The organism is Janthinobacterium sp. GW456P (genome assembly GCF_002127655.1).
Lineage (GTDB): Bacteria > Pseudomonadota > Gammaproteobacteria > Burkholderiales > Burkholderiaceae_D > Janthinobacterium.
The window spans coordinates 250,840-266,356 of record NZ_NEHB01000013.1 but is presented as its reverse complement, the minus strand read 5'-3'; the positions used below and the strand labels follow the sequence as shown (position 1 = coordinate 266,356).

General features: G+C 66.2%; 12 protein-coding genes. 5 read left to right on the top strand and 7 right to left on the bottom strand.

Annotated elements, in window-relative coordinates:
- Positions 1–51 precede the first annotated feature (51 nt).
- Positions 52–1,470 carry a PLP-dependent aminotransferase family protein gene (locus CBW66_RS14640; protein WP_230492198.1) on the bottom strand — a complete coding sequence of 473 codons (1,419 nt, stop codon included), beginning with the start codon at positions 1,468–1,470 and terminating at the stop codon, positions 52–54.
- A gap of 141 nt (positions 1,471–1,611) precedes the next feature.
- On the opposite strand from CBW66_RS14640, the gene CBW66_RS14635 reads away from it, so the two are divergent.
- Both CBW66_RS14635 and CBW66_RS14630 read left to right on the top strand, forming a co-directional pair.
- Positions 1,612–2,526, top strand: a complete 915-nt coding sequence (locus tag CBW66_RS14635) for a DMT family transporter (RefSeq protein WP_086138880.1) — start codon at positions 1,612–1,614, stop codon at positions 2,524–2,526.
- Positions 2,527–2,702: 176 nt separating this feature from the next.
- A complete protein-coding gene (locus CBW66_RS14630; RefSeq protein ID WP_086138881.1) occupies positions 2,703–3,896 on the top strand; it encodes a PLP-dependent aminotransferase family protein in 1,194 nt (397 codons plus the stop codon).
- 126 nt (positions 3,897–4,022) lie between these two features.
- On the opposite strand, the gene CBW66_RS28995 is transcribed toward CBW66_RS14630, so the two are convergent.
- Complete coding sequence (locus tag CBW66_RS28995) at positions 4,023–4,169, bottom strand: hypothetical protein (RefSeq protein ID WP_170932942.1); 147 nt, start codon at positions 4,167–4,169, stop codon at positions 4,023–4,025.
- 17 nt (positions 4,170–4,186) lie between these two features.
- Between CBW66_RS28995 and CBW66_RS14625 the strand changes: the two genes are divergently transcribed.
- A complete protein-coding gene (locus CBW66_RS14625) occupies positions 4,187–5,545 on the top strand; it encodes a diguanylate cyclase (protein WP_086138882.1) in 1,359 nt (452 codons plus the stop codon).
- Between the two features lie 110 nt (positions 5,546–5,655).
- On the opposite strand, the gene CBW66_RS14620 is transcribed toward CBW66_RS14625, so the two are convergent.
- The 5 genes from CBW66_RS14620 to CBW66_RS14600 all read right to left on the bottom strand — a co-directional run bounded on the left by CBW66_RS14620 (position 5,656) and on the right by CBW66_RS14600 (position 13,274).
- Positions 5,656–7,926 carry a TonB-dependent hemoglobin/transferrin/lactoferrin family receptor gene (locus CBW66_RS14620; RefSeq protein WP_170932943.1) on the bottom strand — a complete coding sequence of 757 codons (2,271 nt, stop codon included), beginning with the start codon at positions 7,924–7,926 and terminating at the stop codon, positions 5,656–5,658.
- 245 nt (positions 7,927–8,171) lie between these two features.
- Positions 8,172–9,749 carry an FGGY-family carbohydrate kinase gene (locus tag CBW66_RS14615; protein ID WP_086138884.1) on the bottom strand — a complete coding sequence of 526 codons (1,578 nt, stop codon included), beginning with the start codon at positions 9,747–9,749 and terminating at the stop codon, positions 8,172–8,174.
- Positions 9,750–9,752: 3 nt separating this feature from the next.
- A complete protein-coding gene (locus CBW66_RS14610) occupies positions 9,753–9,980 on the bottom strand; it encodes a hypothetical protein (RefSeq protein ID WP_086138885.1) in 228 nt (75 codons plus the stop codon).
- A 118-nt stretch (positions 9,981–10,098) separates the two neighbouring features.
- On the bottom strand, positions 10,099–11,667 hold the full coding sequence (locus CBW66_RS14605) for a glycerol-3-phosphate dehydrogenase/oxidase (RefSeq protein WP_086138886.1): 1,569 nt from the start codon (positions 11,665–11,667) through the stop codon (positions 10,099–10,101).
- Positions 11,664–13,274, bottom strand: a complete 1,611-nt coding sequence (locus CBW66_RS14600) for an FAD-binding oxidoreductase (protein ID WP_086138887.1) — start codon at positions 13,272–13,274, stop codon at positions 11,664–11,666. Before CBW66_RS14600 ends, CBW66_RS14605 begins: the two co-directional genes overlap by 4 nt.
- A gap of 138 nt (positions 13,275–13,412) precedes the next feature.
- Here CBW66_RS14600 and CBW66_RS14595 point away from each other — a divergent pair, with 138 nt between their 5' ends.
- Both CBW66_RS14595 and CBW66_RS14590 read left to right on the top strand, forming a co-directional pair.
- Positions 13,413–14,480 (top strand): AraC family transcriptional regulator, encoded by a 1,068-nt coding sequence (locus CBW66_RS14595; RefSeq protein ID WP_086138888.1) that lies wholly within the window; start codon positions 13,413–13,415, stop codon positions 14,478–14,480.
- 92 nt (positions 14,481–14,572) lie between these two features.
- The gene (locus CBW66_RS14590) at positions 14,573–15,355 is read left to right on the top strand and encodes a 3-hydroxybutyrate dehydrogenase (RefSeq protein WP_086138889.1); all 783 of its coding nucleotides are present in this window, start codon (positions 14,573–14,575) and stop codon (positions 15,353–15,355) included.
- Positions 15,356–15,517: the final 162 nt, after the last annotated feature.

The window sequence follows — 15,517 nt, the reverse complement described above, 5'->3', positions numbered from 1 at the left end:
GAGTTGGGGATGGTACAGGCAATTTCAAGAGCCCCCGGCAAATGTGCAGTTTTAGCCCAGTGCGCGGCCGAAAAAATCCCAGACGCGCGCGTCCTGCACCGTGGCCAGGTTCAGGCGCATGCGGGTTGACGGCAGCTGGCGCGGCGAAAACAGGCTGCCCGGCCCCAGCACCAGTCCCTCGGCCAGCGCCTTTTCGGCCAACACATTCGTATCGCAGCCCGCATCGGCCCAGATGAACATGCCGGCCGGCGCGGGATCGAAACGCAGACCGGCACGCTCGGCGCGGCGGTACGTGCCCTCGCGCACCTTGTCGAGCCGCGCGCGCAGCCGTTCCGCATGCTTGCGGTACAGGCCTTGCGAGAGGATTTTATACACCACGCGCTCGCCGATGTCGCTGGTGGTCAGGGTGGCGAGCATCTTGCGGTCGGCCAGGCGCTGCGCCCATTCCGGCGAGGTGGCGATGAAGCCCACGCGCAGGTTGGCCGACAGGCTCTTGGAAAAGCCCCCCAGGTAAATCACGCGGCGCAGCTGGTCCAGCGCGGCCAGGCGGGTGGCCGGCTGCACCTCGCCACCGGGATGCATGTCGCAATAGATATCGTCTTCGACGACGAGGAAATCGTGCTGTTCGGCCAGGCGCAGCACCTGGAACGCCTTGGCCGCCGACAGCGACGTCGAGCTGGGGTTGTGCAGCACCGAGTTGATCACGTACAGCTTGGGACGGTGCAGGGCCGCCAGTTCCGCCAGCACGGCGATATCGGGGCCGTCACCCAGGCGCGGGATGCCGATGACGTGCATGCCCATGGCCGCAAAGGCGCCGAACATCAGCCAGTATGCGGGATCGTCGACGAAAATAGTGTCGCCGGGACGGGCAAACTCGCGCGCCACCAGGTCCAGCGCTTGCATCACGCCCACCGTGGTGACGATCTGCTCGGGCGGACAGGCGATTTCCAGGCCCGCCAGTTTCAGCTGCAACTGCTGGCGCAGCGGCAGGAAACCCTGCGGCGATCCGTAACCGAGCAACAGGCTGCCCGGCTGACGGCTGACGTCGCGCAGGGCGCGCGCCACCAGGTCGCCATCGAGCCACTCGGCGGGCAGCATGCCGGTGCCGGGCGCGGGGATGACCGGCGTCTTGCGGAACATGTTACGGATCAGCCAGACGACGTCCATCGGCTGCGCCGCCGCGTCCTGCGCGCCGGCGGGCGGCGCCGGCGTGTTCATGGACGAACGCTCGCGCACGAAAAAACCGGCGCCGCGCCGCGATTCCAGGTAGCCGCGCGCCACCAGCTTGTCGTAGCTGGCCACCACCGTGGCGCACGACACATCCAGGCTGGCGGCGCACTGGCGGATCGACGGCATGCGCGCGCCGCCGCGCAGCAGCTTGTCGTCGATGCGCGCCGCCAGCGAGCGCGTGATCTGGTCGATCAGGGTTTCGCCCGAGGCGCGCGACAGCAAAGGGAGTGTATTGCTCATATGACCATGACAGTATGTGAAATTATGCGTGAAAGTGTATTTGTACTGTATTGCTATTGAGCCCTAGGATAGCAGTACGGCAGAAATTAATCCACGCCTGCCGCGCACCCCGCACACCCATTCGCCAGTATCAGGAAATCCATGCCATCGACTATCAGTACCGCCCCCGCCAGCCATCCTCCCCGCCTCGGCGCCGACCGCAAAGGCTTACTGCTGGGCCTCATCGCCGTCGCCCTCTTCAGCCTGACCCTGCCGTTTACGCGCCTGGCCGTAGCCGAACTCGACCCCACCTTTGTGGCCCTGGGCCGCGCCCTGGTGGCCGCCGGCCTGGCCGGCCTGTGGCTGTGGCACCAGCGCGCGCCGTTGCCGCGCCGTGAACAATGGCTGCCGCTGGCGCTCGTGTCGCTGGGCTGCGTGCTGGGCTTTCCCTGGCTGACGTCGATCGCCATGCGCAGCCTGCCCGCCTCGCATGGCGCCGTGCTGGTCGGCATATTGCCGCTGGCCACCGCCGTGTTTGCCGTGCTGCGCGGCAAGGAGCGCCCTTCCCCGGGGTTCTGGCTGATGGCCCTGCTCGGCACACTATTGGTGGTGGCGTTCGCATTGCGCCAGGGCGGCGGCAGCTTCCACCTGGCCGACTGGCTGATCTTTGCCGCCGTGCTGCTGGCTGCCCTCGGCTACGCCGAAGGCGGACGCCTGGCGCAAACGATGCCGGGCCAGCACGTGATTTCCTGGGCGCTGCTGCTGGCCGTGCCTTTTGTCTTGCCCGTGGTGCTGTGGGACGCCTGGCCGCAGCGCGCGCTCATGGCGCAGGCCAGCAGCGTGGCCTGGCTGGGTTTTGCCTACATCTCCGTGTTTTCCATGTTTATCGGCTTCTTTTTCTGGTACCGTGGCATGGCGCTGGGCGGCGTGGCGCGCGTGGGACAGACGCAGCTGCTGCAGCCTTTCCTCTCTCTGGTGGGCGCGGCCGTGCTGCTGAACGAGCCATTGACGGGCGAAAGCCTGCTGTTTGCCGGCGCCGTGATCGCCGTCGTGGGCATCGGACGCAAGCTGAAGTAAGGTTCCCTGACGCCCATTTGCAACGCCGTTGCGCGTACGCATGGGCACGGCGGCGTACAAGCCGTACAATACAGCAGCACTTTGGCGGCGCCTACCCGGCGCCGCTTGCGCACGCACCGCCACAAGCGGGCCAACAAATCCAGCCGGCGCAGCTCGGCATCTTCTGTGAGACTCGTATGAAAATTGAAAATCCGAATCCGATCCAATGGCGCTTTGCCGAACGCGCGGAACAGCTGCAAAGCTCGTTCATCCGCGAAATCCTGAAGATCACGCAGCGTCCCGAGATCATCTCGTTTGCCGGCGGCCTGCCCTCGCCCGCCACCTTCCCCGTGGAAGAAATGAAGAGCGCCTTCGACAAGGTATTGTCGAACAATGGCAAGGTGGCCCTGCAATACGGCCCCACCGATGGCTACCTGCCGCTGCGCCAGTGGATCGCCGACTCGCTTTCCGGCAATGGCAGCACCATCCTGCCCGAGCAAGTGCTGATGACGTCCGGCTCGCAGCAGGCGCTGGACTTGCTGGGCAAGGTCCTGATCGACGAAGGCAGCCGCGTGCTGGTGGAAACCCCCAGCTACCTGGGCGCCCTGCAGGCGTTTTCCGTCTACCGTCCCGAATTCGTGTCCGTCGATACCGATGACGAAGGCCTGGTGCCGTCGTCGATCGATCCCGTCGCCGATGGCGCGCGCCTGTTGTACGCGCTGCCGAACTTCCAGAACCCGACGGGCCGCAGCCTGTCCGTGGCGCGCCGCGTGGAACTGGTGGAAACCTGCGCCCGCCACGGCCTGCCGCTGATCGAGGATGATCCGTACGGCGCCCTGAGCTACAGCGGCGAGCCGTATCCGAAGATGGTCAACATGAATCCGGACGGCGTCATCTACATGGGCTCGTTTTCGAAAGTGCTCACGCCCGGCATCCGCCTCGGCTACGTGGTGGCGCCGATGCCGCTGGTGCGCCGCCTGGAACTGGCCAAGCAGGCGGCCGACCTGCACACCTCGCAGCTGACGCAGATGGTCGTGCATGAAGTGATCAAGGATGGCTTCCTGGAGCGGCATATCCCCAGCATCCGCAGCCTGTACGGCAACCAGTGCCAGGCCATGCTGTCGGCGCTGGAAGAGCACTTCCCGGCCGGCGTCACCTGGACAAAGCCGGAAGGCGGCATGTTCATCTGGGTCACCCTGCCGAAACACATCGATGCGATGAAACTGCTCGATGAAGCCATCGCCAACAAGGTCGCCTTCGTGCCGGGCGCGCCGTTCTATGCCAACACGCCGGACACGCACACCTTGCGCCTGTCGTTCGTGACGGTGCCGCCGGAACGCATCCGCGAAGGCATCGCCATCCTGGGCAAACTGATCGCCGCAAAAATGTAATCGCCCTCTCCACGCCCCGCAACCGCGGGGCGTGTCCCCCGCTGCGCCGGCGCCACCGGGCACGCATCTTTTCCGTTTAAAAATAGCTTTCACGATAGCAACTGCGTTTATTTATTTTTAAAAATATCATAAAAATAATATTTCCATGCCTTGCGCAGCATCGATTTTTTCACCCAAAAAATTGGCGAGGCGGTATGATTTGACCGCTGCATCAGATTTGACCCCGGTCAGCATCACCGAAAATGCAGCAAACGCTGGCAGCGCAGAGTACATCGAGAAGGCCGGAAGCAATGAGTCCAGGCAGTGTGGAGCATTCCCAGCGGCATGAAGCCGCCATTTTGATTGTCGACGATGCGCCGGCCAACCTTGAGCTGCTGCGCAAGCTGATGAGCGAACAGGGTTATCAGACCTATGTTGCCACGTCCGGCGAGCGGGCGCTGGCGATCGCCCAACGCACCCAGCCCGACCTGATCCTGCTCGACGTGATGATGCCGGACATGGACGGCATCGAGACGTGCCGCCGCCTCAAGCAGCATCCGCTGACGCAGCGCATCCCCGTCATCTTCATGAGCGCCAAGACGGAAACGGAAGACGTGGTGGCCGGCTTCGACTGCGGCGCCGTCGATTACATCAGCAAGCCGCTGCGCATGGCCGAAGTGCGCGCGCGTGTGCGCGCCCAGCTGCAAATCCGCAGTAACAATGAAACCCAGCAGGAACAGGCCGAGCGCCTGCGCACCATCGTCAACAACATGGCCGAGGGTTTGCTGATCATCGAGGCGAACGGGCGCATCCAGTACACCAACCCGGCCTGCGACCAGTACCTGGGCTACCGCGAAAACGAATTGGCCGGGCGCTTCATCGGCGAGTTGCTCAGCCCCCTCGTGACGCAGGAATACCTCGACTACTTCGCCATGCACGCGGCCAATCCGGAAAAGGCGCACAACCACGGTACGCGCGAAGTGGCGATCCGCCACCGCAACGGCGCGGCGCTGAGCATGGACCTGACCCTGACGCCCATGTATCTGCGCCAGCCCCTGTATATCGGCCTGCTGCACGACATCACGCACCACAAGCAGTCGGAAGACGCGCTGCAGCGCGCCGCCTATCTCGATCCGCTGACCCAAATAGCCAACCGCCGGCATTTCGACAGCTTCCTGGAAAAAGAGTGGCAGCGCGCCGTGCGCGGCGGCGGCGCCCTGTCGCTGGTGGTGCTCGACGTCGACCACTTCAAGCTGTACAACGACAGCCTGGGCCACCCGGCCGGCGACAGCTGCCTGCAGCAGGTGGCGCAAGCCATCGATGCGCATGCCAGCCGCTCCGGCGACCTGGCGGCCCGCTACGGCGGCGAGGAATTCGTCCTGCTGTTTGCCGATACGGACGCGGCCAGTGCCCTGCACCTGGCCGAGGCCATCCGCGCCAGCATCGAAGCGATGCGGCTGCCGCACCCGCGCTCCACCACCTCGCCGTGGATCACCGTCAGCATCGGCGTGGCGACCATCCGCCCGCACCAGCTGGACGACCGCGAAGCGCTGTTCGTCGCCGCCGACCGCGCCCTGTACGTGGCCAAGGAAGCGGGCCGCAACCAGGTCCGCGCCACGCACTCGGGCAGCACGGCCTGGGAAACGGTCAAGGCGATCGTTTTACGTTGACGTTTGAAGTTGGAAGTTCAACGGAACATGCAACGGATCGGGAGTAGGCCCAAGTCACAAAAAAAGGCACTCCGGGCCAAGCGTCTCCGGCCCGCCGTTCTCAAAGCGAATCAAAATTTTCTGGACACGCTCAATTTCGCATTGCGCCCCACTCCTGTCACCGCCTCGCTCAGGTAGGGCATGTAATTGCGGTTGAAGACATTATCGACCGTCAGCCGCACCTCCGTGCCGCGCCACACGCCCTGCCTGCCATTCCATGAGGCGAACAGGGTGTGCAGCGCATAGCCTTTCGACGGCGGCAAGCGGTACACATTGCCCACTGGCAGGACACGGTCCTGCTTCGCCACGAAGCGGCCCTGCCAGCCGATGCTGGCCCCAAGGTCGGGCATGCGCCAGCCCAGGCCCGCCATCAATTTATCGGGTGCGATGGTCGACACGGGTTCGTCCCGGCCCCACGGGTCGCGTTGCGAACCGCTGCGGGTGCCGCGCTGCTTCGACAGCGAGGCGCTGGCAAACAGGCGCGGCGAGTTGTAGTAGGACTCCACTTCCACGCCCTGCGTATGGAAACCGGCCAGGTTGCGGTAGGACGACAGCGCTGGCGGCACCTTGCCCGATCCCGGCACATAGCCTTCGACCAGAATGCCCAGACGCGGACCGATATTGTCGCTGACACGGTTCTGGTACGCCGTCAGGCGCAGCTGCGCATCGTCGCGCTCCATGAAGACGTTCTGGCGGTGCAGCATGGCGCCCGCGCGCACGGCCGTCACGCGCTCGACAGCCAGGTCGCGGCTGGTGCCCGGCGTCGATGAACCGAGCCTGGACGACACATAGTATTCGTTCGAATACATCTCGTCGATCGTGGGCGCGCGCCAGGTGCGGCTCAAGTCGCCGAACAAGGCCAGCGTACTGGACGCCTTCCAGAACAGGCCCAGACGGGGCGACCAGTCTGCGTGCGCCTTTTCGCTGAAGTCGTGGCCGGCCGCCGCCAGCGGGCTGTTGTAGCGCGGCGCCTTGTTCGGCACGCCCTCGGAGACGACCCGGTCGTGGCGCAGGGCCGCCGTCAGCGTCAGGTCGCCATACGTCATCGCATCCTGCAGATACAGGCCCGTGGTTTCCTGGCGCCCGGCCGGCATGTAGTAGGGCTGGAAGTAGCCGTAGTTATAGCTGGGGTCCTTCAATGCCGTCGACGACGGGTAGTACATCAGGGTGTCGCGCACATTCTTGTGCCATTGCAGGCCCATTTGCAGCACGTGCGACACGGCGCCCGTCGCAAACGCGCTTTCGTTGCGCACTTCCGCGATGCGGTCCACGTACGAGGCCCAGCTCTCGTTGCCCAAGGACCCCAGGTAGGAACCCAGCGAAGCCGATGGCAGGCGCTTGTCATGCTGGTCCGTGTGCGAATAGCCGGCGCTGGCCGTCAGCTTGATCCAGGGATTATCTTGCGGCGCGTACTGCCACTTCACGGAATACGTATCATCGTCCTGGTCGCGGTAGACGGCCTTGCGCTGCCACGCCTCTTCCAGCCCGTACTTCTTGATTTCCGCCTCGGTCGGCGTGGGCACGTCCTCGCCCATGGCGGCGAACGGGCCCCAGCCCGAACTGCCGCTCTTCATCGCCGTCAGGGTCAGCAGCTGCTCCGGCGTCAGCCGGATATTCAGCTTGGCCAGGCTCGATGGCGCGTCGATGGCGGAAAAGCGGAATGGCTTGCCGTCTGGCTTGCGCACATCGTCCGACTTGCGCCGCGTGGTGAAGGCCATCGCATCGAAGCGGCCGTCTTCCGTGCGGCCGTAGACGGCCACGGTGGCGTCGTTTTCGCCATTGTTCGAGTGGCGCGAGTACTTGAGCATGGCGCCCGCTTTCTCGCCGCCTTCGAGCAAGTCCTGCGCATCCTTGGTCTCGACCGTGATGACGCCGCCGAAGCCGCCATTGCCGTACAAGCTCGTATGCGCGCCCTTGTTCACTTCGATCTGCTTGATCAGTTCCGGCTCGATGAAAATGGAACCTTGCCGGTATTTCTCGAAGCCCTTGGGCACGCCGTCAAGGATGACCTTCACGTCCTGCACTTTGTTGAAGCCCCAGATATTGAGGCTCTGGCCGCTGGGACGGGCCGTGCCGGCCAGGTCCACGCCGGGCAAGGTGTCGAGCAGGGACGCGACATTGTCGGCCTGCTGGCGTTCGATGTCGGCGCTGCTGATATACGAGCGTCCGGCCGTGCCGGCGCTGATGGCGTCGCCAAACACGCTGATGGCGGGCATCTGCACGGCGTCAGCCTTCTCGGACTTGTCGGCCATCGCCGCCGCCCGCGCATGGCCGTGCGCGCCGCCCAATGCCAGCGCCAGCGCGGCTGCCAGCGGGGTCCATCCTTGTTTGCTGCTCTTCATCGCTATCCTTGCCTGGGTTTGCTGCTTCATGCTTGTGGAATGAAAAAACGCTGGGCAGAGGACAGGCGGTGCACGATCAAGCGGCGGCGTTGACGGAAGCGTTGCGGCGGAATCCTGCCCGCGCGGACACGCCGCCGGCGCATGGCCGGCGGCGCACTGCAGTCACCGGGATACGTTGCCTTGGTGAAATGCGGAACACATCATATACCGGATGAGAATGATTCGCAATAGCATTGAAAGCCTAGTTATTCCGGATAGCCGGTGATGTCGGCAATCTCGCGGTACAGCGGCTGCAGCCGCGCATACATCTTGCGATACACGCGCCGGTACAGCTGCTCGTAGATTTTGCGGTGCTGGGGATGGGGCTGGAAGACCTTGCCCTTGCGCGTCATCGCTTGCACGGCGGCGGGAAAGTTTGCATGCCAGCCCAGGCCCACGCTGGCGGCGATGGCCGCGCCCAGGCCCGAGCTTTCATACACGTGGGCGCGCGCGGCCGGCAAGCCGAAGATGTCGGCCGTCAGCTGCATGGCCGCATCGCTTTGCGAGCCGCCGCCCGCGACGCGCAGCTCGGTGATGGCGATGCCGCTGCGCCGCTCGATGCGCTCCCTGCCCTCGCGCAGCGCATACGCGAGGCCTTCGAGGATGGCGCGGTAGATGTGCGCGCGCGTGTGCACGTCGCCGAAACCGATCATGGCGCCCTTCGCTTCCGGCCCCGGCACCTTGATGCCGGGACTCCAGTACGGCTGCAGCATCAGGCCCATGGAGCCGGGCGGCACGGCGTCGACCAGGCGGTCGAACAGCGCTTCGGCCGACAAGCCCGTGCCATCCTCGGCGGCCGCCGCCCGTTCCCGGTCGCCGAACTGTTCCTTGAACCAGTTGACCATCCAGTAGCCGCGGAAAATCTGCACTTCCGTGCTGTAGGCGCCCGGCATGGCGGCCGGATACGGCGGAATAAAACGCGTCACTTCCACGTACTTGCGGTTGGTCGTGTTGATGGTGGCCGTGGTGCCGTAGCTCAGGCACGCCACGTGCGGCTCGACGCAGCCGGCGCCCAGCACCTCGCACGCCTTGTCGGCGGCCGCCGCCAGCAGCGGCGTGCCCTCAAGAATGCCCGTCGCCGCGGCGGCCGATGCCGTGATGGCGCCCATGCGCGTGCCCGGCGCCACCAGCTCGGGCAGCATGGCAGGCTTGATCGCCAGCGCCTGCCACTTCCAGTCGAAGCGCCCGGCCCAGGCATGGCGCTTGTAGTCGAACGGGATATACGCCACCTGCGAGCCCGTCGAATCGACGTAGCGTCCGCAGAGGCGGTGGTTCAAAAAACCCGACAGCAGCAGGAATTTGTGCGTGCGGCGCCAGATGTCGGGCTGGTGCGCCGCGATCCAGTTGATCTCGGCCTCGCGGCGGAAGTAGCCGATCGTGCCGTCGAGGCGCGTGGCGCGAAAAAGCGCGCGCCACCATGGCGCCAGTGGGGGAACGTCGCGCGTGCTGCGCTGGTCCAGCCAGGTGATGGCGGGCCGCAGCGGTGTGCCGTGTTCGTCCACGTTGACCACCGTGCCGCGCTGCGTCGTCACGGCCACGCCGGCCACCAAGGATTTGTCGATGGCCGTGCCGCGCCACAGCTGCTGGCACGCTGCGCACACGGCTTGCCAGTAACCGTCGGCGTCGTGTTCGGCCCAGCCGGGGTGGTCCGAGTAATACGCTTCCAGGAACACTTGCGCCTTCGCCGCCAGCGTCCCGTCCCGGTCGAACAGCAGCGCGCGCACGCTCTGCGTGCCATTGTCGATGGCAAGAATGTACGGCCCCTGGCCGGAGACGCTGGTCATCGCCTATGCCAGGCTGGCGAGCGCGGCGCGCAGCGCCTGCAGCAGCGCTTGCGGATCCTTGTCCGGCTGTGCGCTGAAGGCGGGCGCTTCCCAGTCCTGGCCGCGCACCGCCACCACGCGCAAGCGCCCCTGTTCGTTCCAGGCCGGATACCAGCCCACGTCGACGATGTCGCCATTCGCGCACGTGATTTGCAGCAGGTCTTCGCCCAGCTCGTCGACAAGGGCGGCCACGGGCTGGCGCAAGTCCAGCGGCGACAGGCTGTCGTAGGTGATGCGCGCGTCGCCCAGTGCCAGGATCTGGCCAAACAGGATGGTGTCGATGATGCTCTCCTTACTTTCTTATGGTTTTTCAATCGCCCCGCGGCACGCTGTAATGGCGGCGCCACAAGGCCAGGTAGCGCTGCTGTTCTTCCTCCCAGCGCGCATCGTCCCAGCCCAGTTCATGCTGACAGACGGCGCGCAGGCGCGGCATGATAGCAAGCGCGCCGCCGGCCAGCTGCAAACCGAGGCGCGTGCGCCGCAGCAGCAAGTCGTCCAGGTGCCGCACATCTTCCATGCGTGCGCCCCAGCGCAGCTGCGCCCACAGCGTCTGCGTGCCGGGTATCGGCGCCAGTTCACCGTCCCGCGCCGCATCGCACAGCGCCTGCGCGGCGGCGCCATGACGGCCCAGCAGGCGCGCGCGCTGCTCGCCGTCGAGCAGCAAGGCTTTGCCCGACAAGGGCGGCGTGGCGTCGAAAATCGGCAAGGGACGCAAATCCGCCTGCCAGCCCGGCAGCAGCGGCGCGGCGCGGCGCAATGCATCGAGGGCGATCACGCGAAACGTCGTCAGCTTGCCGCCCGCCACCGTCAGCAAGCCGTTTTCCAGCCATAGCGCATGTTCGCGCGCTTCCTTCGACGGGTCAAGCCGGCCGCTGTCGATCACCGGACGCACGCCGGCAAACGTGGCCAGCACGTCGTCTTCGCCCAGTGCCAGCTGCGGGAATTGCCAGCGCAGCGCCACCAGCAGGTAATCGAGTTCGCCGCGCGTGATGGCCGGCTCCAGGTCCAGGCTGGCGCCGTGGTCGACATCGGTGGTACCCACCAGGGTTACGCCCTCCCACGGATACGCAAACACGGGGCGGCCATCGTGCGGATGCATCAGGCTGACGGCTTGCGCCAGCGGCAAACGCCAGGCCGGCAGCAGCAGATGGCTGCCGCGCAGGGGCCGCAGTTTCGGCGGCGCGCCGACTTGCCCGCGCAAGGCGTCGGCCCAGGCGCCCGTGGCACTGATCACCAGGCGCGCGCGCGTGGTGAATGTCGCGCCGCCGGCCGCATCGTGCAAGGTGGCGCCGGCGACCTTGCCATCTTCGCGCAGCAGCGACGCCACGCCCAGGTAATTGACGGCCACGCCGCCATGGCGCCGTGCCTCCTGCAGCACGCGCAGCACCAGGCGCGCGTCGTCCGTCTTGGCGTCCTGGTACAGCATGCCGCCGCGCAGCTCGTCGCGCCGGACGTGCGGCGCCAGCATGGCAAAGTCAAGCGCGTCGACATAGCGGCGCGCGCGCCGGCCCGCCATCACGTCGTAGATGGCCAGGCCCAGCATGAACTGGCGCCGCCCCGGCTTCCTGCCCGTGTAGTCGCCGAAGGCGAAGCCTTGCGGCTCGACCAGCCCGGCCGCATCCGCCAGCAAGGCTACCCGCTCGTGCACCGACTCGCGCGTCATGGCGAACTGTCCCTGCTTCAGGTAGCGCAAGCCGCCGTGCACCAGCTTTGATGACCGGCTCGACGTGCCCCAGGCGAAATCGCGCTGTTCCACCAGCAGCGCCGTCAAGCCGCGCCGCGCCGCTTCCAGCAGGATGCCGGCACCTGTGATGCCGCCGCCGACGATCAGCACATCCCACTCGCGCGCCAGGAGGCCAGGCAAGTCCGCCCTGTTCATGACGTGCCGCCGGCGTCGGGCAGCAGTTTGCCGGGGTTCATCATGCCCTGCGGGTCGAACTGGCGCAGCAGTGCGCGCATGGCGGCGATGCCCAGCGCTCCCTTTTCGACCATCAGCCACGGCGCGTGGTCCGTGCCCACGCCATGCTGGTGGCTGATGGTGCCGCCGTTGGCGACGATGGCGGCGCTGGCCGCGTCTTTCAAACTGCGCCAGCGCGCCATGTTTTCTTCAAAGGTGGGCGCCAGCCGGTACACATAGGTGGTATAGACGCTGGCACCCTGCGCATACACGTGCGACAAATGCGTGTAGGCGTGCACCTGCTCGCCGTGCTGCGCCAGCGCGCGGGCTCCCGCCTGCTCCAGCGCCGCCATCATGGGCGCCACGCCTGGCCAGTCGACGGCTGTTTCCACCGTGTCGATGACGTAGCCGTGTTCCCACGCGGCGTTGCGCAGGTAGACGTTGCGAAAGCGTCCCTGCTTCCACTTGTCGCCCATGTGGCGCCCCACATGCACGCCCCCGTTCCGCCGCGCCAGCGCCAGCGCCCCGCGCAGGGCCGCGCGCGCCGGTTTCTCGTCGCCGCTGACGCCCAGCATCAGCATGCACTTGCCTTCGCCGCAGCCGCGCAGCGACAGATAGCGTTCCAGCAGTCCCACGAGTTTTTTATGGCCGGCCAGGGTCAGCATGGTTTGCGTTTCGACCGCGTTCGACAGGCGCAGCATGCACAAGGACAGGCGTGACTGGGCCAGCGTCCGCACGGCCGCCTGCGCCTGGCCCCAGTCGGCAAAAAACACGGCGTGGAACGCCTCATACGGCGGCAGCGGCGAGACGCGCACGGTGGCCTGCGTCACGATGCCCAGCCGCCCTTCGGAGCCGAGCACCATTTCGCGCAGGTCGATGCCCGCCGCCGAAGCGGGAAACGTGGGGATGCTCAAGGTGCCGGACGGCGTTTCCACCTCGCCGCCCGCGAACAGCTGCTCGATGCGGCCATAGCGCAGCGATTGCTGGCCCGACGAGCGTGTGGCGATCCAGCCGCCCAACGTGGAATACTCGAACGACTGCGGATAATGGCCCAGGGTGTAGCCATGCGCGCGCAGCTGCGCCTCCAGGTCGGGGCCATACACACCCGCGCCGAACGTGGCCAGCTGCGCCTCGCGGTCCAGGTGGCCCAGCGCGCACAGGCGCACGAGACTGATCGACAGCACGGGGCGCGGCCCCGCCGCCACCGTCAAATGCCCGGCCACGCTGGTGCCGCCGCCATGGGGAATGACGGTCACGCACGCCTGACGCGCATACGCGAGCAGCTGGCGCACCTGCAGCGCGCTGTCGGGAAAGGCCACGCCGTCGGGCACCGCGCCGATGCGGCCGTGGCGTAATTTAAACCAGTCGGGCAGACTTTGGCCGAGCGCATGGCGCACGCGCGTGGCAGGCTGGGTGTTGATCAGCGGATGCGGCGCCAGGCGCGAAGCTGCTACCCGCGCGCAGGCGTCGTCAAAGGTGGCATCGGGAATGGGGCTGCCAGGCCCCAGCCGCTCGCCCAGAAATGCCAGCGCGTCCTCGCCCAGCGCATACGTGATGCTCTCGTCTCCCCAGCCATTCCAGCGTTGCATCGATATCCCCTGTGTTCGGTCAGTTGCGCGCCACGGCGGCTTGCTATACTGTTCTTGCCTGATTTCTTGCCAGATCAATAGCATATGCCGCCACAGACGAAGGGTATTGGTTTTTCATGACAATCGCATTGTTCCATCATGACAAGCACTGACGGCCGGGTCGCCGGCGCCTATCTGCTGCCGCTGCTCGAAGCGGCCGGCGCCCACGGCATCGATAGCGTCACCCTGGCGCAGGCGGCCGGCGTGGCGCCGCACGGTCTGGAAGCGTCCGCGCCTGGCCCGGGCCTGGCCGCGCGCAACTACGTGCGCCTGCTCGATGCGGGTGCGCTGCTGGCGGGCGACGCGCATTTCGGCCTGCACGTGGGCCAGCGCGTGCGCATGGGCACTTACAGCGCCTACGGCTTGATCTTACTCAGTTGCAGCAACGTGGGCCAGGCGCTGGAACAGACGGCCCGCTATGAACGGCTGGCGCACGACCTCGGCCGCTCGACCCTGCAGCGCGACGGCGCCATCGCGCATTACCGCTGGGCCAGCAACTACCCGGGCGCCAGCCGGCATTTGGTTGACAGCGTCTTTGCCGGCATCCGTGTCAGCGGCGACTGGCTGGCCGGCATGCCGCTGCCGCCGGCCCGGCTGGCGTTCAGCCACGATGGCGGCGGCGACCTGCTGCGCCACGCGGCGCACCGTGACGAATACGTGCGCGTGCTGGGCAGCCTGCCCGCCTTTGGCGCGGGCGCCAACACGGCCACTTTCGATGCGCAATTGCTGGACTGGCCCGTGCCGAACGCGGACGTCAGCCTGTATTCCGTGCTGTGCCGGCATGCGGAACAACTGCTGGCGCAGCGCCAGGCGGAAACGGACACTGGCGGCACCGTCGACGCGCAGGTGCACGCGGCCATTGTGGCAGGCTTGCGCCAGGGTTCGGCGCGGCTGGCCACCGTTGCCGCCACGCTGGCCGTCACGCCGCGTACCCTGCAGCGCAAGCTGGCCGACGCGGGCACCAGCTTCCAGGCCCTGCTGGACCAGGCCAGGTATGGCCTGGCGCGCGACTACCTGCGCGAGCCGGATTTGTCGCTGATCGACATCGCCTTCCTGCTCGGCTACCAGGAACAAAGCGCGTTCAACCACGCGTTTCGCACCTGGTCGGGCACCAATCCCGGCGCCTGGCGCATGCAGGAGATGCTTGACAGGCAGCAGGCCGTTTAGCCGTGCGCGGGGCATGCGTGGCGCGTTTTCTCGCTATACTGGCAAAGTCAGGTTTTCCATGATCACTCCAACCCGCAATGCAAAGGATTAATATGCAACTCAAAGACAAAGTCGCACTGATTACCGGCGCCGCCAGCGGCATCGGCAAGGAAATGGCCATCGAATACGCAAAACAGGGCGCCAAGGTCGTCATCGCCGACCTGGCCCTGGAAGCGGCCAGCAAGACGGCCGAGGAAATCAAGCAGTCGGGCGGCCAGGCGTTTGCCGTCGCCATGGATGTGTCCAGCGAAGCGCAAGTCGACCAGGGCGTGGCCGATGCCGTGGCCCACTTCGGCGGCATCGACATTCTGATCAGCAACGCGGGCATCCAGATCATCAGCCCCGTCGTCGACTACCCGTTCGAGCAATGGAAAAAGATGCTGGCCATTCACATGGACGGCGCCTTCCTCACCACACGCGCCTGCATGCGCGAAATGATCAAGGCGGGCCGCGGCGGCGCCATCATCTACATGGGTTCCGTGCACTCGCACGAAGGCTCGCCATTCAAGAGCGCTTACGTGGCGGCCAAGCACGGTCTGCTGGGCCTGGCCAAGGTGGTGGCCAAGGAAGGCGCGAAGGATGGCATCCGCGCCAACGTCATCTGCCCCGGCTTCGTGCGCACGCCGCTGGTCGACAAGCAAATCCCCGAACAGGCAGCCCAGCTGAACATCAGCGAGGAAGACGTGATCAAGAAAGTGATGCTGAAAGACACCATCGACGGCGAATTCACCACCACGCAGGACGTGGCGCAAACGGCCATCTTCCTGGCCGCCTTCCCGTCGAACGCCCTGAGCGGCCAGTCGATCGTCGTCAGCCACGGCTGGCACATGCAGTAATAGTGACGCCCGTCCACATCGGCTGCGCGGCGCCCTGTGCGGCCTGCGATGCTCGCTGTGCTCCAGCACAGCTGTGCGTCTCGGCCACACATCGCCGCCGCTCGCGATGATGTGGACGGACGTTGCAGCGTTAGCGTATCGACCTTCCTGCGCCTTTCCCGA

Coding starts and splice junctions, on each gene's coding strand:
- CBW66_RS14640 (WP_230492198.1), bottom strand. CDS start 1,470: ATGAGCAATACACTCCCTTTGCTGTCGCGCGCCTCGGGCGAAACCCTG.
- CBW66_RS14635 (WP_086138880.1), top strand. CDS start 1,612: ATGCCATCGACTATCAGTACCGCCCCCGCCAGCCATCCTCCCCGCCTC.
- CBW66_RS14630 (WP_086138881.1), top strand. CDS start 2,703: ATGAAAATTGAAAATCCGAATCCGATCCAATGGCGCTTTGCCGAACGC.
- CBW66_RS28995 (WP_170932942.1), bottom strand. CDS start 4,169: ATGTACTCTGCGCTGCCAGCGTTTGCTGCATTTTCGGTGATGCTGACC.
- CBW66_RS14625 (WP_086138882.1), top strand. CDS start 4,187: ATGAGTCCAGGCAGTGTGGAGCATTCCCAGCGGCATGAAGCCGCCATT.
- CBW66_RS14620 (WP_170932943.1), bottom strand. CDS start 7,926: ATGAAGAGCAGCAAACAAGGATGGACCCCGCTGGCAGCCGCGCTGGCG.
- CBW66_RS14615 (WP_086138884.1), bottom strand. CDS start 9,749: ATGACCAGCGTCTCCGGCCAGGGGCCGTACATTCTTGCCATCGACAAT.
- CBW66_RS14605 (WP_086138886.1), bottom strand. CDS start 11,667: ATGAACAGGGCGGACTTGCCTGGCCTCCTGGCGCGCGAGTGGGATGTG.
- CBW66_RS14600 (WP_086138887.1), bottom strand. CDS start 13,274: ATGCAACGCTGGAATGGCTGGGGAGACGAGAGCATCACGTATGCGCTG.
- CBW66_RS14595 (WP_086138888.1), top strand. CDS start 13,413: ATGACAAGCACTGACGGCCGGGTCGCCGGCGCCTATCTGCTGCCGCTG.
- CBW66_RS14590 (WP_086138889.1), top strand. CDS start 14,573: ATGCAACTCAAAGACAAAGTCGCACTGATTACCGGCGCCGCCAGCGGC.